27 protein-coding genes are annotated in these 24,474 nt (G+C 45.7%); 3 read left to right on the top strand and 24 right to left on the bottom strand.

Translation table 11 applies throughout. From position 1 onward, the window contains the following. Positions 1-11: 11 nt before the first annotated feature. From phnN to phnC, 12 genes are all read right to left on the bottom strand, one after another. On the bottom strand, positions 12-587 hold the full coding sequence (gene phnN, locus C9I98_RS20140) for a ribose 1,5-bisphosphokinase (protein WP_036832200.1): 576 nt from the start codon (positions 585-587) through the stop codon (positions 12-14). Between the two features lie 52 nt (positions 588-639). Next, complete coding sequence (phnM, locus tag C9I98_RS20135) at positions 640-1,776, bottom strand: alpha-D-ribose 1-methylphosphonate 5-triphosphate diphosphatase (RefSeq protein WP_036832197.1); 1,137 nt, start codon at positions 1,774-1,776, stop codon at positions 640-642. A 22-nt stretch (positions 1,777-1,798) separates the two neighbouring features. Then, a complete protein-coding gene (gene phnL, locus C9I98_RS20130) occupies positions 1,799-2,530 on the bottom strand; it encodes a phosphonate C-P lyase system protein PhnL (protein ID WP_245907206.1) in 732 nt (243 codons plus the stop codon). A gap of 14 nt (positions 2,531-2,544) precedes the next feature. After that, positions 2,545-3,363 carry a phosphonate C-P lyase system protein PhnK gene (gene phnK / locus C9I98_RS20125; RefSeq protein ID WP_036832194.1) on the bottom strand — a complete coding sequence of 273 codons (819 nt, stop codon included), beginning with the start codon at positions 3,361-3,363 and terminating at the stop codon, positions 2,545-2,547. Between the two features lie 11 nt (positions 3,364-3,374). Next, a complete protein-coding gene (locus C9I98_RS20120) occupies positions 3,375-4,307 on the bottom strand; it encodes an alpha-D-ribose 1-methylphosphonate 5-phosphate C-P-lyase PhnJ (protein WP_051902712.1) in 933 nt (310 codons plus the stop codon). A 21-nt stretch (positions 4,308-4,328) separates the two neighbouring features. Next, on the bottom strand, positions 4,329-5,450 hold the full coding sequence (locus tag C9I98_RS20115; RefSeq protein ID WP_036832191.1) for a carbon-phosphorus lyase complex subunit: 1,122 nt from the start codon (positions 5,448-5,450) through the stop codon (positions 4,329-4,331). Continuing rightward, complete coding sequence (gene phnH, locus C9I98_RS20110; RefSeq protein ID WP_036832188.1) at positions 5,441-6,049, bottom strand: phosphonate C-P lyase system protein PhnH; 609 nt, start codon at positions 6,047-6,049, stop codon at positions 5,441-5,443. Before phnH ends, C9I98_RS20115 begins: the two co-directional genes overlap by 10 nt. 28 nt (positions 6,050-6,077) lie before the next feature. Then, positions 6,078-6,524: a phosphonate C-P lyase system protein PhnG gene (phnG, locus tag C9I98_RS20105; protein ID WP_036832186.1), complete on the bottom strand. Its 447-nt coding sequence runs from the start codon at positions 6,522-6,524 to the stop codon at positions 6,078-6,080. Then, positions 6,525-7,220 carry a phosphonate metabolism transcriptional regulator PhnF gene (gene phnF / locus C9I98_RS20100; RefSeq protein ID WP_107272410.1) on the bottom strand — a complete coding sequence of 232 codons (696 nt, stop codon included), beginning with the start codon at positions 7,218-7,220 and terminating at the stop codon, positions 6,525-6,527. A gap of 86 nt (positions 7,221-7,306) precedes the next feature. Continuing rightward, the gene (phnE, locus tag C9I98_RS20095; RefSeq protein WP_107272409.1) at positions 7,307-8,095 is read right to left on the bottom strand and encodes a phosphonate ABC transporter, permease protein PhnE; all 789 of its coding nucleotides are present in this window, start codon (positions 8,093-8,095) and stop codon (positions 7,307-7,309) included. A gap of 64 nt (positions 8,096-8,159) precedes the next feature. After that, the gene (phnD, locus tag C9I98_RS20090; RefSeq protein ID WP_036830861.1) at positions 8,160-9,152 is read right to left on the bottom strand and encodes a phosphonate ABC transporter substrate-binding protein; all 993 of its coding nucleotides are present in this window, start codon (positions 9,150-9,152) and stop codon (positions 8,160-8,162) included. 22 nt (positions 9,153-9,174) lie between these two features. Then, on the bottom strand, positions 9,175-9,984 hold the full coding sequence (gene phnC, locus C9I98_RS20085; protein ID WP_036830859.1) for a phosphonate ABC transporter ATP-binding protein: 810 nt from the start codon (positions 9,982-9,984) through the stop codon (positions 9,175-9,177). 437 nt (positions 9,985-10,421) lie between these two features. On the opposite strand from phnC, the gene C9I98_RS20080 reads away from it, so the two are divergent. The 3 genes from C9I98_RS20080 (at position 10,422) to C9I98_RS20070 (ending at position 12,462) form a co-directional block, all read left to right on the top strand. After that, positions 10,422-11,249 carry a PEP-CTERM sorting domain-containing protein gene (locus C9I98_RS20080; protein ID WP_036830857.1) on the top strand — a complete coding sequence of 276 codons (828 nt, stop codon included), beginning with the start codon at positions 10,422-10,424 and terminating at the stop codon, positions 11,247-11,249. Between the two features lie 286 nt (positions 11,250-11,535). Then, positions 11,536-11,958 (top strand): homoprotocatechuate degradation operon regulator HpaR, encoded by a 423-nt coding sequence (gene hpaR, locus C9I98_RS20075; RefSeq protein WP_036830855.1) that lies wholly within the window; start codon positions 11,536-11,538, stop codon positions 11,956-11,958. A gap of 252 nt (positions 11,959-12,210) precedes the next feature. Next, complete coding sequence (locus tag C9I98_RS20070) at positions 12,211-12,462, top strand: type II toxin-antitoxin system Phd/YefM family antitoxin (RefSeq protein WP_081879117.1); 252 nt, start codon at positions 12,211-12,213, stop codon at positions 12,460-12,462. 427 nt (positions 12,463-12,889) lie between these two features. Here C9I98_RS20070 and C9I98_RS20065 read toward each other — a convergent pair whose 3' ends face one another. The 12 genes from C9I98_RS20065 to C9I98_RS20005 form a co-directional block, all read right to left on the bottom strand. Further along, on the bottom strand, positions 12,890-13,099 hold the full coding sequence (locus tag C9I98_RS20065) for a hypothetical protein (protein ID WP_146153896.1): 210 nt from the start codon (positions 13,097-13,099) through the stop codon (positions 12,890-12,892). 65 nt (positions 13,100-13,164) lie between these two features. Continuing rightward, on the bottom strand, positions 13,165-15,504 hold the full coding sequence (locus tag C9I98_RS20060) for an Ig-like domain-containing protein (protein ID WP_107272408.1): 2,340 nt from the start codon (positions 15,502-15,504) through the stop codon (positions 13,165-13,167). A gap of 11 nt (positions 15,505-15,515) precedes the next feature. After that, positions 15,516-16,388, bottom strand: a complete 873-nt coding sequence (locus C9I98_RS20055) for an OmpA family protein (protein ID WP_051902502.1) — start codon at positions 16,386-16,388, stop codon at positions 15,516-15,518. Then, positions 16,389-17,489 (bottom strand): hypothetical protein, encoded by a 1,101-nt coding sequence (locus C9I98_RS20050; protein ID WP_051902577.1) that lies wholly within the window; start codon positions 17,487-17,489, stop codon positions 16,389-16,391. It abuts the gene before it with no gap. Beyond that, positions 17,473-17,760, bottom strand: a complete 288-nt coding sequence (locus C9I98_RS20045) for a hypothetical protein (protein WP_107272407.1) — start codon at positions 17,758-17,760, stop codon at positions 17,473-17,475. The genes C9I98_RS20050 and C9I98_RS20045 overlap by 17 nt, the downstream gene beginning before the upstream one ends. 8 nt (positions 17,761-17,768) lie before the next feature. Continuing rightward, complete coding sequence (locus C9I98_RS20040; protein ID WP_051902273.1) at positions 17,769-18,200, bottom strand: hypothetical protein; 432 nt, start codon at positions 18,198-18,200, stop codon at positions 17,769-17,771. A 20-nt stretch (positions 18,201-18,220) separates the two neighbouring features. Continuing rightward, complete coding sequence (locus tag C9I98_RS20035; protein WP_081878970.1) at positions 18,221-21,004, bottom strand: CS1-pili formation C-terminal domain-containing protein; 2,784 nt, start codon at positions 21,002-21,004, stop codon at positions 18,221-18,223. Beyond that, positions 21,001-21,504, bottom strand: coding sequence for a hypothetical protein (locus tag C9I98_RS20030; protein WP_146153895.1), 504 nt, complete (start codon positions 21,502-21,504; stop codon positions 21,001-21,003). Before C9I98_RS20030 ends, C9I98_RS20035 begins: the two co-directional genes overlap by 4 nt. A gap of 97 nt (positions 21,505-21,601) precedes the next feature. Continuing rightward, positions 21,602-22,186, bottom strand: a complete 585-nt coding sequence (locus C9I98_RS20025) for a hypothetical protein (protein ID WP_036824068.1) — start codon at positions 22,184-22,186, stop codon at positions 21,602-21,604. A 57-nt stretch (positions 22,187-22,243) separates the two neighbouring features. Continuing rightward, positions 22,244-22,675, bottom strand: coding sequence for a hypothetical protein (locus C9I98_RS20020; protein WP_036824065.1), 432 nt, complete (start codon positions 22,673-22,675; stop codon positions 22,244-22,246). After that, positions 22,672-23,016, bottom strand: coding sequence for a helix-turn-helix domain-containing protein (locus tag C9I98_RS20015; protein ID WP_036824062.1), 345 nt, complete (start codon positions 23,014-23,016; stop codon positions 22,672-22,674). The genes C9I98_RS20020 and C9I98_RS20015 overlap by 4 nt, the downstream gene beginning before the upstream one ends. Before the next feature lie 774 nt (positions 23,017-23,790). Then, the gene (locus C9I98_RS20005) at positions 23,791-24,315 is read right to left on the bottom strand and encodes a hypothetical protein (protein WP_036828663.1); all 525 of its coding nucleotides are present in this window, start codon (positions 24,313-24,315) and stop codon (positions 23,791-23,793) included. Positions 24,316-24,474 lie beyond the last annotated feature (159 nt).

Raw genomic sequence — 24,474 nt, 5'->3', positions numbered from 1 at the left:
TGTACTGTAAGTTAGCTCGATGATTCTGTTGATAATGACGCCGACAATGCCTTAGAAAATTGCATCATGGTGTTTTCCAACGAGCCACTGTTATCAACCACAATGCCATTCGCTGGGCACAATCGTCGATAAAGCTCTGCCCTATCGAGTCGCTTGATAATTTCACGCTCACTCTCTCGGCCACGGGCATAAAGCCGCTGTTTCAACACAGCGGGCTCTACATCAATAACAACTGGCACAAGATTGTCGCCATAGCGCTCAATTGCCGTATCAAGATAGGCTCGGGATCCATTGACGATAACGTCCCTACCTTGCGACAACCACAAGTCAATTTCTGCCCCGACCCCATAGCGATATCCATTCGCTTGCCAACTCATAGCAAATAGACCACTTTCTTGGCGTTGCAGAAACTCCTTCTCTGACAACGCCACATGGTTTTCCCCGCCCGCCTCTGCCGCCCGGGTGATATACCGATGGGCAACCATCAGTTTATCGGGCCACATTTCACGCATGGCATGCAAAACACTGTCTTTGCCTGCGCCGGAGGCACCAATGAGATAAAACAACGTTGCACTCTTATTCTTCACTCTGCCCTCCAGGCCAGAACATAATTTCTTATCTTAATTTCGTATTCATCGCTTAGAAGACTTGTCGGCCTTCTCGCCAAACACGCGTTACATAGGTGTGATCATGTAAGTGATGGGCAAGTACCAAGTCAGCACGCTTTCCTTCGGCAATCACCCCGCGATCATCAAGTTGCAAAGCTTGTGCCGGATTCACGGTTGCTAGCTGAGTGGCGGCAGCCAAATCTAACTGGTTACGTTCATCATCAGTGAGTTTGAAGATGGCATCGAGCAAACTGCCTGGGTAATAATCTGACGATAGAATATCCAACACACCCAATGCCGCTAGCTCGTGAGCAGCAACATTACCGGAATGCGAACCGCCACGGACAACATTTGGCGCCCCCATCATCACCTTCAACCCCAGATTATGAGACGCAGTTGCCGCTTCAACCGTGGTTGGGAACTCGGCAATCACCATCCCCAATTCATGGGACTCAGCCACATGTTCAAGGGTAGCATCATCGTGACTCGCCATCGGGATATTGCGCTCCCGGCATTGGCGAGTAATTTCGGCGCGGTTCGCACCCGACCACTTCTCTGAGCGGGCACGCTGCTCCGCTTCAAACTGGAACATTTGCGCATCACTGAACTTATATTTGCCCTGGTAGTACTCACGGTACTTTTGAACATTCACGAACTGGCGCTGACCCGGTGCATGATCCATCAGCGAAACTAGATGCACCGCCGGTACATCACGATAACGCTCGAACATATCCACGGTGGTTTCGTGCGGCACTTCACAGCGGAGGTGCAAAAAGTGCTCAGCCCTATTCACACCACGTTTCTGACTTTCAACAACCGTTTCGATTAAGTGGTCAAGATTCTCATGACGCTTGCCGCCTTCACGGTAATCACCCAAAGCAACTGCATCAAGTACCGTTGTAATGCCCGAGCCAACCAGCTGAGCGTCATGAGCACTCATTGCCGAGAACGGAGGCCAATCAACTTTCGGTCTTGGCGTGAAGTATTTTTCAAGGTTGTCGGTATGAAGCTCAATCAGCCCCGGCATTAGCCAACCGCCTTCACCGTTAAATGCCTGCGGCAATTGACTGGCGGTATCCGACATGGCTTTAATGACGCCGTTTTCAATTTCTAGTGACCCGTTCACCACTTGATCTTCAAGCACCAGATTGACATTGGTAATAATCATTGTTGATCCCTTTCACTGACTATCAGGCAACCTGAGTTGTCGCCACTTGCTCTAATGTGTTTGATACGGTGGGTTTCATTTCATAGAGGCGATCAGCCACTTGGCTACGCACCTCTTCGTCATGGAAGATACCCACAATCGCTGCACCACGGGCTTTTGCTTCTTCAATCAAGCTCACGACCACTGCGCTGTTGGTTGCATCCAGCGATGCCGTTGGCTCATCAAGCAAAAGCACTGGGTAATCGACAATAAAGCCGCGAGCAATGTTAACGCGCTGCTGCTCACCACCCGAGAATGTTGCTGGCGCAAGGTGCCACAAATGCTGTGGGACATTGAGTCGGGTTAATAGCATGGCCGCCTTTTGCTCTGCTTCTTCACGGCAACCGCCCATCTCCAGCATTGGCTGCATGACGACTTCCAGTGCGCTAATACGAGGAATAACGCGAAGAAATTGGCTCACCCAGCCCACGGTGTCACGACGGACATTCAAGATGGCACGCGGTGTTGCCGATGCTATATCTACCCACTCACCTTGATGGTGAATACTGATTTCCCCCTCATCCACCACATAGTTGGCATACAGAGCACGCAGTAGGGTCGATTTGCCAGAACCGGAATGACCGTGAAGCACTACGCATTCACCCTGGTTGACGGTTAGCTCTGCGTTGGTCAACACCGGCAACTCGATGCCGTTCTGGTTATGCAGAATGAAGGTCTTGCTGACATTATTTACTTTAATCATTGGCTTATTCATGCCTGAAACTTCCTTTAATTCTGTAGAACCGACGAAACAAGTAGCTGGGTGTAGGGATGCTGAGGGTCATCTAGCACCTGGTCGGTAAGCCCGGTTTCAACTACCTTGCTCTGCTTCATTACCATGAGGCGATGAGCCAGCAAACGTGCAACGGCAAGATCGTGGGTAACAATGACAACGGCAAGCTCTAACTCCGTGACCAAACGACGCAATAAATCCAATAATTTGGCCTGCACAGAAACATCAAGGCCACCTGTTGGTTCATCCATGAAAATCAACTTAGGATGAGTGACCAAGTTGCGGGCAATTTGTAAGCGCTGCTGCATACCGCCGGAAAACGTCGTTGGCATGTCATCAATTCGTTCAGCGGGTATTTCAACATCACCCAGCCATTGCTCTGCCTGCTCACGGATCTCGCCGTAATGGCTTTGACCTACAGCCATCAAACGCTCACCGATGTTGCCCCCAGCAGATACACGGCCACGGAGGCCATCCATCGGGTGCTGGTGTACAACACCCCACTCGGTACGCAATAGATGTCGGCGTTGGCTTTCTGCCATTGCGTACAAATCTTCTACTTGGGCTAGCTGGCTATCAGCATCCCCGCGTAAATACAGAACTTCGCCGTTGTCAGGTTGCAAGCGCCCTGAAATCGCTTGTAGCAAGGTACTTTTTCCCGACCCTGACTCGCCGACAATACCGAGCACTTCACCCGGATAGAGATCAAACGACACTGCCGAGAACCCTTTGCCTGGGGCATACAGTTTGGTGAGGTTGTTCACCGAAAGAAGCGGTTGTTCCTGGTTATTCACTGTGTTCATTCCATCATTCATTTCGGTTTACCTTATTGCGCCACGCTAGCACTTTCTGTTGCTTGTGCACTTGCAATAGCTTGGTTTTGATCAGCTTGCTGCTCTAGGTTCTGACGACAGTAATCGGTGTCAGAACATACGAAGACTCGGCCACCTTCATCGTCAATCACGACCTCATCAAGGAACGTTTCGGTTGAGCCACAAATGCTACAAGGCTCGTCCCACTTCTGGATCTCGAACGGGTGATCGTCGAAATCGAGGCTATTTACCTTGGTGTAAGGAGGAATGGCATAAATACGTTTTTCACGTCCTGCACCAAACAATTGCAGTGCTGCCATGTTGTCCATTTTCGGATTATCGAACTTCGGGATTGGCGATGGGTCCATAATGTAGCGATCGTTTACCTTAACTGGATAAGCGTAAGCTGTCGCAATATGACCGTAACGGGCAATGTCTTCATACAGTTTGACGTGCATGATCCCGTACTCTTGTAGCGCGTGCATTTTACGGGTTTCCGTTTCACGCGGTTCAATAAAACGTAGCGGCTCTGGGATTGGCACTTGATAGACAAGAATCTGATCTTTTTGCAGTGCTATTTCTGGAATACGGTGACGCGTTTGGATAATCGACGCTTCAGTCGTGGTTTCTGTGGTACTCACATCAGCGACTGTCTTGAAGAACTCACGGATAGAGACCGCATTGGTGGTATCGTCGGCACCTTGGTCAATCACTTTTAAGGTATCATCTTGGCCAACAATGGTGGCTGTCAGCTGAACACCACCCGTACCCCAACCGTAAGGCATTGGCATTTCTCGACCGCCAAACGGTACCTGATACCCCGGAATAGCCACCGCTTTAAGGAGTGCGCGGCGGATCATTCGCTTCGTCTGCTCATCAAGGTAACCGTAGTTGTATCCGTGGTTAACGCTGTTTGCTTCTGTGCTTTGCGAATTCGACGTTTGCATGCTTGTGTTTCCCTGCACCATTTACTTACCCTCACCCTTTAGCTGAACATTCGCCTGCTGCTCGTTCACTTCGTCATACTCTTTATGCATCTTGCGCAGTAACTCCAGCTCAGATTGGAAGTCGACGTAATGCGGCAATTTCAGGTGAGAAACAAAGCCTGCGGCTTCAACGTTATCGGCATGTGCCAAGACAAACTCTTCATCCTGCGCCGGGCCATCAACAGGTTCACCGTATTCCGCAGCTTGAAGTGCACGGTCGACCAATGCCATCGACATCGCTTTGCGCTCAGTAAAGCCAAAGGTCAAACCATAACCCCGGGTCAGTTTGGCCTTTTCTTGCTTGCTACCCACAAAGCCGTTGATCATCTGGCATTCGGTAAGCTCGATATCCCCAATCTCGATCTCAAAACCCAGCTCTTCCGGCTCCAGTGACAAACTCACCTGACCCGAGCGAATTTCCCCCGCAAATGGGTGGTTCCGGCCGTAACCTCGTTGGGTTGAGTAACCCAGTGCCAACAAGTAGCCTTCATCGCCGCGAACCAGTTGCTGCAAGCGGGCTGAACGATCACATGGGAAGTTCACTGGCTCAATAGTGATATCATCAGGCTGCTGCCCGTTGTCGTCCTCGGTCACCATCAAATCAAGCTTTTCCAAAATCCCCATCACCTGAGGGCAAGCTTCTTGTTCTGCTTCTGCACGTGGGTCTTCATGCTGGCTAGGCGCAGGATAATCCCCCTCAGCAAGGAGAGTGAAATCCAATAGGCGATGCGTGTAGTCATATGTTGGCCCTAATAATTGGCCACCCGGCAAATCTTTGTAAGTGGCCGAGATACGACGTTCAATCTTCATGTCAGATGTATTCACCGCTGATAACACCGCCAAGCGAGGTAGCGTTGTGCGGTAAGCTCGCAACAAGAAGATGGCCTCAACCAAGTCACCCGCGGCTTGCTTAACAGCCAGTGCCGCCAGTTCCTTGTCGTAGATACCGCCTTCGGTCATCACGCGGTCTACCGAACCACTTAGCTGTTCACTGATCTGCGCGACCTGCAATTCAGCAAGATCCGTGTTACCACGGCGTTTGTGGGCTTGAAGTTGGTGGGCGGATTTAATCGCTTTTTCGCCACCTTTTACTGCTACATACATGGTGCTACCTCCACCGATGTTGAACGTGGAATGGCAACGGCCTGCTGCCCCGATACAAAGATAAAATCGAGCCCCAACGGGAACTGCTCCGCTTGCTCACACAAGCGCACTTGCAACCAGGCTGGCAAGCTACCCAGCTGGACTTGGGTATGATCTTTAATGCCCGGACCACTCAGGACAAAGCTTGCGCCAGAGTCGACGCTGTCAGTTTCGATGATCACTGTAGTACTGCGATCAGGGTACTCTTCGTCACCTTCATTGAAAGACAGCGCTTGTTGCTCCATTTGCTGCAGATCTTGCTGGCTGATAACCGCAAATGCGGCATTGCTCTCAACAGCACTGGTTGATGCACCGGTGTGAAAATGAATGTTCTCAACAGCCGCAGCATCTTGCTGTAGGTGCGCAGATAACCACAGCGGTGTGCTGTTATCTGCCATTGCCAGTAATACTTGGCTAGTTGCTGGCATCATTTCACCAAAGCCATGGCAACGATCTAGCTCGACAACACGCCCTGGCTCTGACATTGCAGTGAGTAAGCGACGAAAACACGCTTGGCTATCATGTACGGCATCCTTAAAAGCCGAGGTAATATGACTCATTCTTTTCTCCGTTTTCCTATCTCGGCTGTTAGTCTTCGCCACGAACCATGGTGAAGAAGTCCACTTTACTGCTCGCCACTTGCTGCTGCTTCAGCGTTTCTTGCTCTTGCTTATTGGCAGCCAAAGGCGTAATGACGAGCTCCATGACGTCGCGATGATGCTGTTCGGTTTGCAACATGGCATCAATAACAGCAGCAAGCTCAGCATGCTGTTTATTTCGCCCCTGAAGGTAGCTGTAACCCATTTCACCACTGGCTAGTTGAATGACTGCACGGGTGATAGTGACATCACCAACATTGAACTGACGCCCTGTGCCTCCCATCCGTGCTCTAACCTGCGCTAGGCCAATTTCAGCTGGGCGAATTACCTGATACTCAGGATTAAGTGTTAGGGTTTCCCAATGTTGCTTAAGCTGATCAAAATTGGCTTTAGCAACTACTGACATCCAGTTTTTTCTCTGGTCAGTCGTGTCCATTTAGTGCTCCATGACTAATTCAACGACATCGGAACGTGTATGCGAGCTTGAATATTCGCCGACTACATCGCTTCCTTTGATGACATTCGTGGTTCGTATTTTAAGTAGCGGGATACTGGAATTAATTTTTAACAATCGGCAATACTCAGTATTTGGCGCTTGTGCACGTAGCCGAGTACTTTTCCTAATTAATTCCACACCCAATTCTTTTTTAATAAATTGATGCAGTGAGCCAGATTGAAAATTCTTCAGCACAGGCCACCAGCTATATTCCGGTAAATAATGGTCAATCACAGTTCGCGGAATACCGTTTATTTTTCTAAACGTGCGTAGATGAATAATCTTTTGTTCTTGTTCGCAATTAAGCTTATTAGCTAACGACTCACTGGCATGTGTCACCCGAGCTTGTAATACTTCGCACCTAGGCAGTGAGCCCTGCTCGAGTAAGTTGCCTGTAAAGTGCGCCCCCGAGTGCAAGTAGTAATCTGATGGCTGGTTTAGCACCATATTGCCCTTGCCTTGATGACGCATAATTAAACCTGCGGCAACCAACTCATCAATGGCTCGCCTTACTGTGTGGCGGTTAACCGAAAAATGCGCAGCTAATTTTGACTCAGAGGGTAAATAATCACCGTAAGAGTATTTATTGCGAAGGTCGTCCTCCAATTGCTTGGCTATTTCTAAATAAACACGCATTATTCGTCCTTGGGTTTAATTCCGTTTTAACTTATCTAGACATGTAACCTTAAAAAATTTATTTTTTGATTAATGCCAAATGAAAGTTAAATGAATTTCTTACGAATAATCTGAGAAACAAAGTCAATGATGCTAACGGTAACAATAACAATGAACATAATGGCTGCCGTTTCTTGCATCTGAAAACCCGAGATAGATTGCCAAAGTAGTACACCTATACCACCAGCCCCTACCATCCCAACAACAGTTGCTGAGCGAATATTGGATTCTAGTCGATACAATGAGTACGAAATCCAAAGTGGCATCACCTGCGGAATAACGCCGTAGAGGATAACTTCAAACGGGTTAGCACCTGTTGCTTTGATCCCTTCAATAGGACCTGGGTCAATCGCCTCAACGGCTTCTGCAAATAACTTCGCCAATACACCCGTGGTATGAATAAATAGCGCCATCACCCCCGCAAACGGACCAAGGCCAACCACGACAACAAACAACATGGCAAACACCATTTCGTTGATAGCACGCAAGCCGTCCATTAGGCGTCGTACCGGGAAGGTCACCCAGGTAGGCATTAAGTTTTCAGAACTTAGGATACCGAATGGGATAGCCAAAAGGATTGACAGCAGCGTTCCCCAAATACCGATTTGAATCGTCACCATCATCTCGCTTAGGTATAGCTCTAAGTCGGTAAAATCAGGCGGGAAGAAGTCTTTCACCAGTTGCACCATGTTCTCGGGGTGTTCAAAGAACATCATGGGTGCCATTTCAGCCCCTCGCCATGCCCACATCAGCACGCTTAAGACGATAACCGCAATCACTGCATTTTTTATCGACAGCTTAGAGCCCGGCAACATTACTTGAGTTTGAGTCTGCATTATTTTGTCCTTAATCAGAGTGAACGTTGAAGCATTCAATACGCTCACTCTTCAATTTCCTTGGTTAGCCTTCTAGTGCTTTGATTTGCTTACCGAGTTCAGCCAGTTCCGCTTCGTACTTAGCCACACGTTTCGCTTTTTCACTGTCACTCAAGCGTGGGTTATCCTGGGTTTCCACCAGTGATTTGTACGCTTCCATCTGGCGAATTGGCAGCAGCTGGTTGTTGTCAGCAGGTGAGAATCCTGACCAAGATAGCAACTTAAGCTTCTCTAGCTGTTCTTCGCTGTCTTTGCCGTAGGCAAGGAAAAAGTCACGCGCCTTCTCTTTCAGCTCGTCCGGAATGTCCTTACGCCATGTCATTACATCCGAAGGGATCAGCTCAGACTGCCAAACCACCTTCAACTTGCTATGCAGCTCTGGGCTGCCCTTTTCTAGCCGCATTAAGTTCATGGTATGGTTGGTAGCCACATCGACCCTGTTATTAGCAATGGCGACGGCATTGGCAGCATGGCTAGTAACAATGGTGCGCTTAAAATCATGCGCCGATATGTGGTTTTGGGCGAATGCATAGTAGTTCGGGACGAGGAAGCCAGACGTTGAGTTCGGTTCACCATTGCCTAACGTGAGGTTGTGGCGGTTATCGATCACATCTTGCAGCGTGTTGATCTCGTCATTCTCGCTGTTTACCAACAGAACGCTGTAGTAGCCTTCAAGGCCATTGACATCAATGTAACGGGCGAATATTTCAGCATTGGCACGGTCAACCGCTTCCATTGCTGACTTGTTGCCATAATAAGCAAAGTCGACCTTCTTAAAGCGCATGCCTTGAATAATGCCCGCGTAATCCGGTGCAAAGTAAGCATTAACCGGAATACCCAACGCCTCGCTTAAATCGTCCAACATTGGCATCCAGCGCTGTTTTAGGCTTTGCTGCGCATCGGTTGTAATAATGCCGAAGTTAATTTCTTTCGGCGTCTCTGCCATAGCGGCCGTCGGGGCAATAACGCATGCAGCAAGCGCCAACGTGCGGCCAAATTTCTTAATTGTGTTTAGCATGGGTGTTTTACTCTGTCTGTCATTAAAACGATGGGGCCAATTCTGTTGCCGGTACTCGCGCACCAGTATCCGGCTTCGAAGCGGTATACAGTGCGTTCAGCTTCTGCTCACTCAAATTAGCTGCCGCACCTTGGTAGAACACCTCGCCATCCCGTAGCGCGACGATCTGCTCGCAGTACTTCAGGGCATGATCCACTTGGTGGAGGGTCACAATTACCGGGATGCCTTCTTGTTTATTGATATCTTCAAGCAGCTCCATCACGATGCGTGACGATTCTGGGTCTAATGAGGCAATGGGCTCATCTGCAAAAATGATTTTGGCTTCTTGCATCAAAGCACGTGCAATCGCCACACGTTGCTGCTGACCACCAGAGAGCGTCGATACGCGCTGGTAAGCAAACTGCTCCATACCAACACGCTTTAGTGCCTGCAAAGCACGCTGCTTTTGTTCAGCCGTAAACATGCCTGTTAGCGTCCGCCATTTCGGGGTCGCCCCCAATGCGCCAACCAACACATTGGTCATAACACTTAGGCGATTAACTAAGTTGAATTGCTGAAAGATAAACCCTGCTTGAGCCCTGCACTGCCTGACATCCTTGCTTACCTTGCCTTGTGACTGAATAGTTTTACCCAACACAGTGATTTCCGAGGCTGAATGCCTGTCTGCCACAATCAAGCCGCTTAAATGACGCAATAGCGTTGATTTTCCCGAACCGGAAGGCCCGAGTAACGCTGTCATCGAGCGCTGTTTGATAGTGAGGTTGATATCCTTCAGTGCTCGCTTGTCACCAAAAGTTTTATTCACGTCGCGTATTTTTATGATGGTATCCATGTCCGTCATCTCATGTCCGATTCGAGATACATGGTGCAGGGATTGTATGAATGTTTTATTGATGGGAAATGTCAGCCATGTGACCGCCAATACAACGGGCGAACTTGTTGCTCTTGTTTATCTTGTTGATTAGCCAGATAAATAACACGCTAATTAAGCACAACCACCCAACTTGTCTAGATAAGAAAGTAAGAAAAGTTTCATTTCATTGCTTTTGAAGCACACAAGCAGCCATTACAGTGCATTTTGCTTTGCAAAATAGAATGCACCTTGCCTGGCGAAACAGCGCCTTCCTACTGACACCATCACCAAGCCATAAAACAATGGCTTACCAACTTTTCACGCGTCTTTGGAATCGAATTATCTTGGCATGTCAATTGCTACCTTAAGTCATCGCTCCAGTTATCTGTGATTAACAATGACCAAAGGGACTTATTATGAAAAAGCAACTCACCGCTACCCTATTAACCGCAGCCTCAATATTTGCTATTCCCTCTGCTAGTGCAGCATCAATCTATGCCGACTGGACGGTTGATGACTCAGGCAATAGTGGCTCGGGTACGTTTAACGGTTTAGGCGGCATGCCCGATTTTACGTTCACAATTACGGGCGATCATAATCCAGATTCCACGAAAGTGGATGACAACGATGATTTTGACAATAACCTTTGGGAAAGTTATTTCGGCGAGGGTGACGACCAAGAATCCCTGCGCTTTGGTCGTGGTAATGATGTTAACCTTCCAATATCAACACTGACGATAAATTTCAATTCACCGCTCATGCCATCATATTGGGCGTTTGCTGTAACCGATCTGGAAGGCGAAGATGCCATCATCCAGGCTAGCCTTGGGGGTGTACCGGTATCCAATGCAGAAATAGCAAGTTGGTTGGTCGAGTTGTTTGATAGCAAACCTGATAGTAGCGGCAGCCCGCATACCCCTTCTGGCTTTGATGCCGACAATGCAGCGGTCGTCGCTGAATTTGATGACGATGGGCTTTTGGATGACGGCATTTTCAACCAATCGGGTACTGAATCGGCCAGCGCGTGGTTCTTGCCAACCTCGATGATCGACCAACTCACCATCACCCATCGTAACCGCTTTGGTGGTAAGGCGAGCATGCATGTCTATATGGCGGCATCAAGCACTCCGGTGCCAGAACCACAAACCTTGGGGCTGTTCAGCCTCGCTCTACTTATGGTTGGATCAGTTTATCGCAAGCAAAAAAAGGCCACTATTTTAGAACCTTACAAGCACCACCTATGAGCCTTCTTATCTTTAGCCATATTGCTAACCAGCGCAGCCCCTTACCGCTATTTTGTTAGGGGTTGTGGTTTTTATACAAAAGAAGAAAAAGCTAAGTAAATCATGTTTTACAACCCGGACTCTAATAACAAAATAGTCAGTAAAACCATTCACCACAAATGTGATAACCATTCAATTTATACGGGTGATATTTCGCTATTAATTATCATTTTATGCTATTGAATAAAGCGAAAATCAGTTATTCTGTTTGGATGGATTACTAAAAAGAGTGGAGTGATTTCTACCAATGAGAAAGTTTGAAGACTCTCTTCCGCTACAGCTGCTTAGAGCGCGAGATAACGTGCTCAACTTCTTTCGGCCGATGCTTCAAGAGCACGATATAACCGAGCACCAATGGCGAATCTTGCGGTTACTAAACGAACATCGTTACCTTGAACCAAAGCAAATCAGCGAAAAGTGCTGTATTCTCGCACCAAGTTTAACAGGGATTCTCACTCGCTTAGAGGCTAATGGCTTCATTGCACGTCAGAAATCAGAGCAAGACCAGCGCCGCATACTTATCTGCCTTACCCCAAAAGCCAAAAAGTTAGTTATCGAACTTAGCCCTAAAGTCGATGCTAAATATGACGAAATCTACGAACACTACTCACCGGAGTTGATTGATAAACTTTCTGACCTTCTTGGCGAAATCAACAATCATAAGCAATAACTCACCTACTACCATTTTTATTCATGCCTGCAAGCATACTGCGCGCAGGCATTTTAAGTAGAACCAACCTTCACCCGTACGCCGCGTGATTTAATTAATGAAATGCCGTTGCTCTCTTGTTGGACATCATTACCTACCACTCAATATTGTGAGCTTGAGTCGAATCTTTATATATCCCTACATATCACAATAGTATTTAAATAATAAACCATAATAAATAGTGGCAATAATTTACCTTATTGGATTTCAAAGATGAAAGTTGAAGTTGTCACCACACTCAAGCGCGAAATGACCAAAGTGCTTGCCGAACTGCATGATTCCAAAGAAACAGTATTAATTAAAGAACATGGAAAACCATCAGCATACCCTGTCGATGTCGATGCCTATGACTTTATGCAGACCCGCATCGCCATTTTAGAGGGAATTGTAAGAGGAGAAAAATTATTTATTGATGATGCCGAAAGCGTAGAAGAGAGTTGTAAAGAAACTTCTAGCCACTGCTAGCACCACTTAACTACTTTCTACTTTCTACTTTCTACTTTCTCTATCAACCCACTTGGCAGTGTAATTGCACCTGCCTTACAACCTCCTTATAAATAGGCAAACCAGGAAATAAATAGTTCATCAATGCCTATGAAATAATAACAGTCATTTGACATAATTCGGATCTGTTCATATCCAATTTTAAATCATACTTTTCTAACATTGGAAAAGGTAAAACGGACTTTTGCAATGAAAGCACACACCCTCCCTTTTATAAAACAAGTTATTCGGCTAGTCCAAGTACATAGCGATAATCATCTTCTCGATAATAAACCCTTTTTCTGGCTGTCGTTAGTATTGACCTGTAACCTGATTGGGCTTGTTACTACCACTGTACTTTACACTTTGACCACTTAACTCAGAAAAATAAAGCTCGAAAATTATTAACTCAAGTGGAAGGATCCGAATGTTCCTTCACAATATAGAATCCTCCATCTTGTTTTAACACTTCAATCACAGCCTCAAAAAACTCAGCTTTTTGGTTGGCTTGAAAAAGCTGTTGCCTGGTTTTAATTAACGCCTGCTGAGTATCAAACAACTGTTGTTCTAGCTGTTTGATACGTTGTTCGGGTGTCAATTGCGATTGGTTAAGGCCCATAAGCATCACTTTCCTTCGATAAAAATTCAGCCAGAAAACTCTGGCTGAATTAATCACTCTCATTGTTAACGGCACATAATCGATACCGGAATTATGGTGCCAGCGGGGATATCATGCCAAGCCTTTAGGAATACCCAGTTTATCAGCAAAGTCCCAACTTCATTCGAGTTGCAATACATACTTCGTCCATCATGGATCAAAAAGCCTGGTCCATTAAAGCTATGCACTTTTATTGTCCCGTCAGGTGCTTCACTGAGAGGTTCACCATATGGATGAACGTACAAGCGAATACCGCCATCAATATCATCGGCAATACTTCCAATATATCCTTCCCCAACCGGATCCGACGCCCCTAAGTGCGTGATAGTTCCCGAACTAGCAATTGTCAACGAGGGGTGATGAAAACCAACGAAACTGCTATTGCCAGGTACACCCGTGGTATTTATTCGTTGCGTTAACATCCTATAGGAAAATTGCGCTGCGGTATCAATGGTTTCTATGCGCATTGTTTCCAGTATGCCATTATGACTCACGATAAGTTCGGTGACTCCCTCGGTATCCGAAGTAAAATACCAATCGCCAGCCTCTCCAAGCACTTCGCCTTCACCGGATGTGATAATAGGTTCTGCATTAGGGCTAAATGTTGTCGAATTGTTTGCTTCATCAACATACATAACAAGAATTGCAGTGCCCGTATTTATCGGTACGGTTAAATCAAGCGGAAACAAACCACTTGGGTCTTTCACATCAACTTGTACTTCGTCAAATAGTGACGAACCGCGTCTTGTTGCCCTTACCATTGCACTGCCTGTTGCCACCGCTGTAACTATTCCTGACTCATCAACCTGCACTATCGCTTCATCATTACTGGTAAAATAAACTTCTTCGGGTTTCGCCAATCCATCACTTCCATCCGAATAAGAAAGTTTCACTTCCATCCGCCTAATATCACCGATAGATAGCTCTGATGAAAAATCTGTAACAATAGAAACATTGATAGTTTCTAGCTCCTCAGTATCTACACAAGTCAAATATCCTTGCGCCCCTACACTTACCCCCCCATTAATCAATGAAACACGCTTTCCTTCTTCATGGGTAAGAAAAGGTTGCGTTGCTGGCCACTTGTGGTTGGCATAAATATTACCGTTTGTGATATTCAAAACGTCCAGTTGATTTATAGATGGAAGGTATAGCCCCCTGCTGCTACAAACGGCCTTCTCCACTGACCATTCGTATATGGGTATTTCATAGCCATCAGGCCCTGAAGTGCCATTCTCAACATGAGTTCCGGCAATTTGATGCCCGGCAGACTCTGCTTGCTCTAAAGTTAACGGTGCACTGAATGTGTCATTTGGGCTAATAATATCATCCCACAGTAGATCGACTGTGACGCGTATAATCCCGACGCCCCAGCCACCAAGGTGATCGGTCACATGATAGGTGACGTAGTAGTCACCAGGGTTGTTGGCCTCAAACCGAAACTGAGTATTCTCCAAGTCGCTCTGGTCAGCCACAGACACCGACGCATTGAATGCGTACACATCGGTCACCTGAAGGGCGTCACCGTCGGGGTCACAGATATACGTATTTTGCAGTGGGTCTGGGTTAAGTTCACATTCATCCTCAGGGTTTAAAAAGAAGCCTGACAAATCGATAATGTGCTCTGAACCTGTCTCGACGTTTTGCTGCCAAGTCACGTTCCCGGCTACAGGCATATTGTTACCATTGGAAGATACTGCAACATCAATATACCCAGCCTGTGCATCAGTACTGTCTTGATTCGTGAGTGAATATAATATTCGCGTCACCCCACGGGAAGCCGCAGTGTAGTTTATTGTGTTCCCAGTCGTGGAGGCACTGCCTGTTCCCAAAACAACCACGTCGCTATCAAGTACATAATTAGCAGGATATTGATCGCCTAACTCCGCTTCAATGTCAATCGCCAACTCATCGCCTTCTGCTGCCATCTTAGAAATAGGCGGTAAGGTACCCGACATCTCCGTCTCGCTGATTAATACATAACTCTGAGCTGTTGAAGTCTTACTAAATTGCGATGTTTCAGGGTGGTTAATTACCGTGTATTCGTAATAGCAAGTATCAGGAACAGACTTATCAACCTCAAATGTGAGGGTCTGAGAGTCAAAGTCTGGATCGGCACAATCGGGTGATACTGCCTTAACAGAGGTTAAGGTGACATTGAGCCCCTGAGGGTCCGAGACACTGTCTTTCAATGACACGGTACGCCCTGCTTCATTCAAGGCAACCTGAGAGAAGTTCTGTTGAGCAAAAGGCGGCATGACAGTATCCACTTCCCCCCCGCCAGTGCTACCAGAGGAGGAGTCATCCCCTCCACATGCAGCCAGTAGCATCAATGCTACGCTTCCAAGAAGATTACGTCCTTTCATGGCTTACCCTACTACTCGTTGTTAGCATTATCGATAAACGTTGCATCCAAGCGCACCTCAACACGGCGATTCTTTGCCCGCCCATCTTCAGTGTTATTGTCTGCAATCGGATGGCGGGTACCCATTCCCATAGAAACCAACGAGTCAGGCGATAGACCGTTGCGAATTAAATATTCTTTAACGACTTCTGCTCGCTGTTTGGTGAGTCGGTCATTCAACGCTGGCGAGCCGGTATTATCTGCATGGCCTGTGATGGTGAGTGACACTTTGTCTGCTGTAGAAATTGTCTGGGTTAACTCATCAAGCTTGTTTGCAGCGATTAATTCGCTAGAACCTAACTCAAACGGCACGCTCACCGTCGTCACTTCAGTGCGAATTTCTGGTTGTGATGGGGAAATTGGCTCAGGCACGGGTAACGGTGCTGGCACAACGACATCAGCAGGCGCATTAAGAAACCAGGCAAAACCCAAGTAGTATTCATTACGGTTATCAAAATCTTCATCAAAGTGGAAACGGTAACCCGCTTGCAAACTGACCGATTTTGTCACTTCAAAATCCAAGCCATAATCGGCATACATGTCTGTTTCCAGCGCACCGATACCTAGGCTCATACTTAGCTCATCAGTAACCGCAAACGACTTAGCGACGCCGTAGTCAAATTTGGCATCAAACTCACTATCAGGGTTATCAGCATCATCCGCAGGAAGATACCCCCCAAGATGCCAATCTAACCCCCAATAATTTGTTGACAAGGCAATACCAAACGCAGGGTTGTTGGCGGCATATATCCGGCTTTCTAAAATCCAAGGGAGTACTTGCTCTTCCTCGTCAGCCAACACCGGGGTGGCCAGCAAAATTGCGGCCAAAAATAGTTTTTCCTTCACTTATAAAGCCTCCTCAAAATACACGGTGAATTCCCCTGCATACTGGCCGGTTTCAATGTCATCAGCGCCAGCGAAATAATGGGTTTTCAACCTAAATCTAATTTCATTGGTGGTATTTCCGCTCCCCACTATTAGCTCCCCATCGACAGGCTGCAAAACACCGTTCGACACTATCGGCCCGCTTTCGTCACCACATGAAATGCAATCAACGCTGTAGGGGAGTGTTTTGTCAGCGCTGGGGTTATCGCAAACTGCGTTGGGCTCACTGCCGCACCATTCCATTTCATAAAACTTTTCTTCAAAGCTCAGCTTCAAGCCTTGAGTAAAAAAACCAGACGCTGTGATGTCGTAATAGGCTTCGCCAGACACTGTTTGATTTTGGTCATTGGCCAACGCCGGCATAATACCGGTACCGACAACCTCAATACCTTCAAGCCTGGCGGCTTCATAGCGAATACGGACAGTAATAGGCACCGATAGCACTTGGTGATAGGTCCAAGTACCCGTTGGCGACTTAAAATAGTAGGCGGGGTTCACATGCACAGTACCGGAATAAAGCCCGCTGCCTACCCCTTCATCCATAAATTGCTGTGCAATTGCTGCATTGTCAGCGTCAAGCACTGGGCGCGTAAACTGAAAGGGCGTATACATCACCGATTGCGATTCGGTTTGATAGCTGTCACTCGCAATGCAATTGGCACCAACCACCCGTTCAGTTGTCGCTTGTTGCTCTGAAACAGCGCATGTCGATGGCCCAGAAAACGACGGACTACCACGGCTAGCAAAAACACTGGATGCTTGCCCCAAACCATAATCAAGCCCAACCACCTCCAAAGGGGTTACGACGCTGTCACTCCCGTTTGTTAACGTGATCTCGGTACTGGGCTGCGATTTAAAGGAGCCCGGCACCCATTCACTCGTTGGTTGCAAGCCATTCACTGGTTGCCAATTACTCAGAGTTAAATATGAACCATCAAAATAGCCGTTTTGCCAGCGTAACGTTCCGCCTTCAAGCGTGCCATTCAACGTCGCTGCCTGAACCGTCGTTGACAAAAGAACGCCCTCCGCCAACAAGCAACCCAGTTTACAGAGTAAATTCATCCTCATACCTCTGGTTATGGTTGGCGACAGTGACTTGAACGTTGTTACCCTGCAGCCCTTTAGGTAGCTTAAATTCCAAGTAACGACCAGCTAGTACATGGTATAAACCACGGCAGTTTTTGGTGTTAGCGAATTCATTGCAGTTATCAAACTCAATTTTTAGGAAGGTATTGCCCGTGTTATAAACCTTGACGGTTTGCTTTGCTTCATCAAAATCCCATGCATAATTAACACTTTGCGGCTCTACCGGGATGACATAATAAGGCGCCATGCCAAATTTTACCGATACCTCTTGCTTTTGAACTGCTTGGGGGGGCTGACTGGTGAAAATCGAATTTGATAGACCAGATCTGAGCTGCGGTCACAATTACTTTGACAAAGGTATTTTACTGCCACATCCCTTACTTCTCCTGGTAATAAGCGTAACTTGGATGGATTCACTGCGAGATCCCAAATCATGAAGTTATCTCTATTCAGTGGCACTTTTTTTATTTCTCCCTTTTCTGTTTTTATTTGCAGCACCTCGCCTTGAACAAAAATACTTTTATTGTTGGTATTAGTTAGGGTAAAAATGCCATTACCGTTTTCATTACTGGTTTGGAACAACGTATCAAGCTGAAATGTCGGTGCAGCGCTTACTTGCCAGGCGTTTAATAGCAAAGCTACACACAGTGTCCAAAAGCCTATCAAATTTATATCGTGTCGATTCATAGTGTTACTCTTACTTTCTCTTAACGTGTTACAAACGTTGGTGTATCTAACGTTTCTTCCAATGCATACTGGCCCAAGGCCACAATGACTTCCCTTTGGGTATTAACTAAACGTTCCGGTGCTTCTATAAATAAGAAGGTTCTTCCACCGACAGTGCGACGTATAAAAGTCATCGGTTCCCCTTCCAAGCGCTGCTCATATGCCTTAATCAAAGTTTCATCGATAAACTCACCGACATAGTAGTAATAGGCACCGCTTTCACTTCGAGAAAGGCGAAGACCATCTCGTTCTTCATCAAATACCGGCATACAGAAATTACGACCAAGGTTCTGAGTTGAAAACGTTTCTGGCGATGGAATCAGACAACACTGGGCGCTAGTGCGTAGCTCAAACGGCATCCCAGCACTGACCCTGAATTTGAATACCCCCTCTGCAAGTACTTCGACATCCACACACCCCTGCCCACGGCATTCAACCGTATTAACCGGGTTACCTTCGATATCATCAAAAGTGGATATATAGGACTTAATTTCTCGCATATCCACATCCAGGCGAATGAGTGTTCCGGGGTAACTACTGGCAGACGCATTCGAGTCACCAAGGTTGTGATAGTCACTTGCGGCTTCGTCTAATGTCACCTGGTATTCTCGATACCGTTCTAGCGGATGAATCACTTCATCGCTATCTAGCAATATACGCCCGGCATGTTGGCCATTGCCTTTGAGGTTTGCCACGGTCAAAAAATCACGTTGTCCTTCATCTATGCTGACCGCTGTAGCCGCACTGGTGTTTTCAACCACTAAGTAAGCATCGGCCTTATCGCGCGTCTGATATACGCCGTTCGATGTCACCACTGTGGTTGAATTTAAGTTCGCCGAGACATTAAAGTTATCTTCGTCGCCATAAACAAAAGCGCTGCTGGTCAAGTAATCATTGTCATAATTACCAGACACAGAGGCATCAAAACCAAAGTCATCTTCGAGATCTTCAAGGTTGTCGTAGCTCGCGCCAACCTCCATATTCACGGATGCATCAGGAGACAAGGTATATGAATTACCCGCGGCAATACGGTGCAAGTGCTGATCATCATCGGCACTGACACTGTATGAGGCATAAGCACTACGACTCAGTGGTATTGATACTGACAATCTAAATGTAAGCTCATCATGCTCGATGCCAATATCATCTTTATCATTGGTATACATTGCGCTTACATCGACAGTAGAACGTCGCCAAGCACTGAAGGTATATCCAGCAGTCACTGACTCATATTCTGTTAACAGCTCTTCATCATTATCGATAAGCACACTTGTCAAAAGCTCACTTTCCAAGTACGAGTAATTGAAATATGCGCGGCCTTGCCCAATCGGAACCACGTAATTCGCGCTAAGCTCTCTGTTTGAGCCATAACCAAACAGATAATTTGAAAAAGTCATCTCTTCTGGCGTATCAGTTCGGTCTGCAAATCGACTCGCGTTTAAATTAAGCCCGAACAACCGAAATGTAGATTGAAGGTAATAACTTTCGTCACCAAACTGCCCATACAATGCCTCAACAGAGATGTCATTCGTTGGCTGATAGGCCAGCGCTGCCTTGGCAAAATAATCTTGCGAAGTGTTAAACACCCCCAGACCCAGTTTGAAGTCATCGTTCAACTGGGTTGCTACCCGAAATTCACTAAATGCGTCATGCTGATAATCGTCAACATTTCGGGCTAGAAGCTCATTGTGCACAACCTCTTGATCGTAAAGCTTTCCTGCTGCAACGAAATAATCCCAATCGCCTGCTGTCATTCGGGTACTGGGGGTGTTATAAACTTTATGCACTTCTTCATACAGCACCCGCTCACCCGCTCTGACTTCAAATGTCAGAGTAGATATTCCCGAAGGTAAATCGTTATAAGAAACAAAATGTTGGCCGGCGGTTACGTTACGTTCTAATACTGGTGTACCGTCTTCACGTCGAACAAACAGTCGCCCAGCTTGGCCGACTGAAAAATATATTCTTGGTCGCTGCTCATCATTAACAAACTCAAGCTCTCTGGTTGTTCCAGCCGCTGCCTCAAGCACGCTTAAATCTTCTCTGGTATCTAGAAAAGCCGTACCATTCCATATCCTTGGAACATTTTCTGAGGTAAAACCCAACTTGAGGCGGTGATTTTCGTTTAAGTAATGCCCTGCTAGCTCATCCAGGTAGACATAATCACCTTCGCTATTATTTTCATCCGTTGTCGCATTCAGATCAGCCTGAAGGTAGCCGCCGAACATCCCCAATACCGCTTCGTTCTGATAATACGCTTGGGGATTGCCTTCTGAACCACCATTAATACTAAGCCGGTTGTGCATGACCAGTGCATTCCGGCCTGGGCTTTGGTTAATATAACGCTTGTTATTTTGTACAGACACCATGGCCGAGTCAGGCACCAAAATACGGAGTGTATTTTGCTCATTGACCACAACATACTGCACCTCGCCACGCCCGCTGTCGGCTACCTGACAGGTTGCGCGTCGTCCAGGGCAATGAATTGAGTCACTCACTCCAGTGATAAGCTCTGCAACTATCGATCCTGAGTGTTTTCGGCTCACGTAATTACGTTCAAGAAACTGAACCAATTCCGCTTTGCTCTGTTCCATGATTGTGGCAGAGCCCATGCCCATTGTTGCGGGTACCGTTATTGATATTTGATCATTTAGGCTTACGCGGGCACGAACTTCCTCTTCGGCAAATAAGTCTTCAAAGCCATCCGGCACTTGGGCTAGCACTATCGATGGCACACAGTAAAACAACACTATCCACCTGTTCATAATGCCAACTCGGCCTCTAACATTATTTCGCCACTGCAACCTAAAGCACGTTCTTCAATTAGCTGACTACGAAGGAGAATTTCATTACGACCAACACGCAAACCACTTTCGTCAACTTCATCCAAGTACTGACGTGAAGATGCCACCCCCTCTTGCATGCTTTGGCCGTCTAGATAGACGTCCATCACATTAACAAGCACGGGTTCCGTTTCACTGTACCGCTGGCAATTAGATTCATTGGTGACAAGGGTAACTTGGTAAGTAAAAGCGGCACTTTCTACTTCAGGAATATTAGAATTTACAATTAGTTCAGTAGTCGCATCATCAAAACGACCCAATTGGGAATTAAACTCTAAATAAAGCGATGATGGCTCAGCCAATAGCGTCAAAGAATAAGGGTAGAGATCCGTTTTATCTATATAGGTTGATACCTTAAATAAATGCGGGATCTGTTTTGCCATTAATCCGTTCGTCACTCCCCCAAAAAGAATAATTACCATCGCTATACTTCTTCGCATTACTACTACTCAGCAAATTCATTACAGGCAAAGAATTGACAACAAAGCCACTTACGCAGCTTTGTTGTCGCTTATTAATTTATGGGGTTGGCGCACCACCAGCAGGGCCAGCAAATAGAGTGACATCAACTCGAACTGTGTCGTTCGGGAAAACTTCACCTGTGATAGGGTCTGTATAACCAACAGTTATATTTGCATCGGGAGCATCACCATCTGCCGTTGTATATGGGGTTCCTTCCTCAACAGGCGAGCCATTAATCTTAAATTCTAAGTTATCAGAGTTATATGCATCAGTGCTATTACCACCAGAAGTAGTCAGGTTGACTTGAGCATTCGTCAACGTCCAATCGATAGCACCTGTATACCAGGTATCAGGATCTAGTTCTTCGCCACCATTACCGTCGTCTTTGGTTGCGAACGCACGTACATTAATAATGTCCGAAACAAAAGTTCCATCCGTTTTTGGTTCAAGGTTACCTGAAGAAATATCGCCACCCGTTGGGCTCCCCAAAGCAATGCCATTACCAACAATGGCACCCGGGATCTGACCTGACCAATAGATATTGGCTTGGGCAGAGTCACTCGATACATTTGCTGTTGCTGGCATAGCAAAAGTAAACCCCATGACAGCTGCAACAGCAGCGGTCAATACTTGCTTTTTCATGTTATTATTTCCTTTTTTACATCATGTAGCCGGCCACTCCGACTACAAAAAATAGACTTAGACTTTACAAGGCTGTTCTAATTTAGAGGTACTGGCTAAAATACTAATGACATTTGCCAGTAACTCGTCTCGCTCAATATAAAGCGAATCTTTATATGTACAATTTGATGCCCCTAGCGCTAAAAATAGCGAGCGGGAAGGTGGATCTGGCACCTTGGCAAATATATGTAACACCGAAGAGTTGTTATCTAAACACTCTGCTAAATATCTCTGCAAACTGATTAAACTCTGACGATCACGATATGCAACATGTAATACCCTCAGTATATTCTTATCAAATGCATAGGCGATGTAGGCCATTGGTACATCATTTAAGACTAATACTGCGACTTTAGCCTGCGACAATAATAGTATTTCACCCGATCCCCAAAGCACCTGGGTTTCAAGCTGGGTTCGGTAACGAGATGCTATCGAACCTGCTTCACTCATATCAGAAACCCAAGAAGCATTCGCATTTTCAACCGGTAAATTAAACTGACCAAACAAAGGCGCTGCAAGTTATTTACAACAGTCTTACGCATTGGCAGCTTCGCTTTTAACAACCGGGCCATGACGCCTTCTCCTAAAGCGTCAAGTATTTGTACCATCCGACGTAATGTCGGTGTTATTTGATCTTTTTCCCATCGAGAAAGAGTGACATTATCAACGCCATGTAATTTTGGAGAAGCCTCGCTTAACCTTAAAGCAAACTCCTGTTGAGTCAGTCCTTCTTGAAGACGACGATTCTTGATAAAGTCGGAAAAAACAAACACATCGAACCTCATATCCATAAAAAACAATGCTTCATTTGCTACTGTTTATGTACGTAATATAAAAAGCTTTAAATATAAGACACTGATTTAGTTAAATTAAAATTAACAACAACCCCCTGTTTCGTAGATAATTTTGCCGTGTTATGAATACCAATTCATTAGCATCCATACGTTATTCAATATAATTTCTGCCTAATTTATAATTAGAGTTAAAGCACCACTTATATAATTCATGGGCTAAACTGCTGTTTTATAAAACAAAGGTATGTTATTTTTTGCTTGTAACAAAAGAACAATGAGCACAAAATATATTTCATGCTCACATCATTTGAATAAATTATTGAGATAAAAATCACACTTTATGTAAGGTTAATGTCAACTTTAGCAAAAATATTAAGCGTGAAATTATACTCTTAGGCTAAATTAGAAAGGATAGCAACCAAAACTGTATATATGTACTAGTTGCCTAATTCGAAAATTAAAAGCGATATTTTACAATTATTCACCTAGTATAATTTTCATATTCGATGTGTCAGTTAGTTTACATCTGTTGTGATGACATCGTTTTTTTCATAAAATCAATAATATGTTTATTACTAAGCAACTTGAGCTTATCAATGATCATTACACAGTAATTAAAATACCGCCCATTTAGCTCTAAGCTTGCGCCTTCATCACACTCATCGGAGTACTTGAAGGTGTCGTAACCAAGTGCCTTATTCGCTTCAAGTACATCTGGATTAATAATTAGCATAGCAATCCGTTTAATATTGGGTTTATCACATATGTACTTTAGATCCCGAAGTGTTGTCTCAATGGCAATATCCTTGCTAAGGCAAATGTACTCGTTGTAAAGTACACAAAATCTTTAGTTTCTGAGTACGATATTGCTTTGGTGAAATCAACTTTATTCGGCTTAAACTGGTCAAACTCATCATTATTGAAAAAGAACGACAAGGTATGCCCTACTATTTCATCATGGGCTGAGATGAATTTTCGCCCATTTATCCGATGTGTCATTTGGTATAAATACATATCCACCAAATTTAGCATTTTGGTATTTATTTTTAAGTGCGATGCTAAATTATGAATCCCAGATAAAACTTGTCCATCATTAGCATCTCTTAATAATGGATAACACTTAACTGGTACTTCTTGCTTTGTCTGAGGGGAGTAACTTGCATTTGATATTACAGCATGGAATGACTGGTAACGTTTTTCAAGTGCTTTATAAATGACATTATCTTCAACATCAACGTCTAAAGACCTTATGAAGGGGTATAAGTCCACTCCCATAATAGATAATATTTTCATCATCTTATAAACACTAGGTTGGATTTTTCCTATCTCTGAAGTGGTCAACTGAAATTGGCCACGGTTTTAGAGTCATTCCAAAATAATCGTTCTGACTCATTTGGCGTCAGGCCACCGTTATATTGATGTGGCCTGATCTCGCTGTAATATCCTGTGGTGTAC

This window comes from Photobacterium sanctipauli, from assembly GCF_003026495.1.
GTDB lineage: Bacteria > Pseudomonadota > Gammaproteobacteria > Enterobacterales > Vibrionaceae > Photobacterium > Photobacterium sanctipauli.
Note: the sequence above shows the minus strand (reverse complement) of the source record. Positions and strands in the feature narration are given on the sequence as shown.

What these genes read in the sequence shown, in the direction of transcription:
- phnM (WP_036832197.1), bottom strand. Translation starts at nt 1,776, where the DNA reads ATGATTATTACCAATGTCAATCTGGTGCTTGAAGATCAAGTGGTGAAC.
- phnL (WP_245907206.1), bottom strand. Translation starts at nt 2,530, where the DNA reads ATGAATAAGCCAATGATTAAAGTAAATAATGTCAGCAAGACCTTCATT.
- phnK (WP_036832194.1), bottom strand. Translation starts at nt 3,363, where the DNA reads ATGAATGATGGAATGAACACAGTGAATAACCAGGAACAACCGCTTCTT.
- C9I98_RS20120 (WP_051902712.1), bottom strand. Translation starts at nt 4,307, where the DNA reads ATGCAAACGTCGAATTCGCAAAGCACAGAAGCAAACAGCGTTAACCAC.
- C9I98_RS20115 (WP_036832191.1), bottom strand. Translation starts at nt 5,450, where the DNA reads ATGTATGTAGCAGTAAAAGGTGGCGAAAAAGCGATTAAATCCGCCCAC.
- phnH (WP_036832188.1), bottom strand. Translation starts at nt 6,049, where the DNA reads ATGAGTCATATTACCTCGGCTTTTAAGGATGCCGTACATGATAGCCAA.
- phnG (WP_036832186.1), bottom strand. Translation starts at nt 6,524, where the DNA reads ATGGACACGACTGACCAGAGAAAAAACTGGATGTCAGTAGTTGCTAAA.
- phnF (WP_107272410.1), bottom strand. Translation starts at nt 7,220, where the DNA reads ATGCGTGTTTATTTAGAAATAGCCAAGCAATTGGAGGACGACCTTCGC.
- phnE (WP_107272409.1), bottom strand. Translation starts at nt 8,095, where the DNA reads ATGCAGACTCAAACTCAAGTAATGTTGCCGGGCTCTAAGCTGTCGATA.
- phnD (WP_036830861.1), bottom strand. Translation starts at nt 9,152, where the DNA reads ATGCTAAACACAATTAAGAAATTTGGCCGCACGTTGGCGCTTGCTGCA.
- phnC (WP_036830859.1), bottom strand. Translation starts at nt 9,984, where the DNA reads ATGGATACCATCATAAAAATACGCGACGTGAATAAAACTTTTGGTGAC.
- C9I98_RS20080 (WP_036830857.1), top strand. Translation starts at nt 10,422, where the DNA reads ATGAAAAAGCAACTCACCGCTACCCTATTAACCGCAGCCTCAATATTT.
- hpaR (WP_036830855.1), top strand. Translation starts at nt 11,536, where the DNA reads ATGAGAAAGTTTGAAGACTCTCTTCCGCTACAGCTGCTTAGAGCGCGA.
- C9I98_RS20070 (WP_081879117.1), top strand. Translation starts at nt 12,211, where the DNA reads ATGAAAGTTGAAGTTGTCACCACACTCAAGCGCGAAATGACCAAAGTG.
- C9I98_RS20065 (WP_146153896.1), bottom strand. Translation starts at nt 13,099, where the DNA reads ATGGGCCTTAACCAATCGCAATTGACACCCGAACAACGTATCAAACAG.
- C9I98_RS20060 (WP_107272408.1), bottom strand. Translation starts at nt 15,504, where the DNA reads ATGAAAGGACGTAATCTTCTTGGAAGCGTAGCATTGATGCTACTGGCT.
- C9I98_RS20050 (WP_051902577.1), bottom strand. Translation starts at nt 17,489, where the DNA reads ATGAATTTACTCTGTAAACTGGGTTGCTTGTTGGCGGAGGGCGTTCTT.
- C9I98_RS20045 (WP_107272407.1), bottom strand. Translation starts at nt 17,760, where the DNA reads ATGGCGCCTTATTATGTCATCCCGGTAGAGCCGCAAAGTGTTAATTAT.
- C9I98_RS20040 (WP_051902273.1), bottom strand. Translation starts at nt 18,200, where the DNA reads ATGAATCGACACGATATAAATTTGATAGGCTTTTGGACACTGTGTGTA.
- C9I98_RS20035 (WP_081878970.1), bottom strand. Translation starts at nt 21,004, where the DNA reads ATGAACAGGTGGATAGTGTTGTTTTACTGTGTGCCATCGATAGTGCTA.
- C9I98_RS20030 (WP_146153895.1), bottom strand. Translation starts at nt 21,504, where the DNA reads ATGGTAATTATTCTTTTTGGGGGAGTGACGAACGGATTAATGGCAAAA.
- C9I98_RS20025 (WP_036824068.1), bottom strand. Translation starts at nt 22,186, where the DNA reads ATGAAAAAGCAAGTATTGACCGCTGCTGTTGCAGCTGTCATGGGGTTT.
- C9I98_RS20020 (WP_036824065.1), bottom strand. Translation starts at nt 22,675, where the DNA reads ATGAGTGAAGCAGGTTCGATAGCATCTCGTTACCGAACCCAGCTTGAA.
- C9I98_RS20015 (WP_036824062.1), bottom strand. Translation starts at nt 23,016, where the DNA reads ATGGATATGAGGTTCGATGTGTTTGTTTTTTCCGACTTTATCAAGAAT.
- C9I98_RS20005 (WP_036828663.1), bottom strand. Translation starts at nt 24,315, where the DNA reads ATGATGAAAATATTATCTATTATGGGAGTGGACTTATACCCCTTCATA.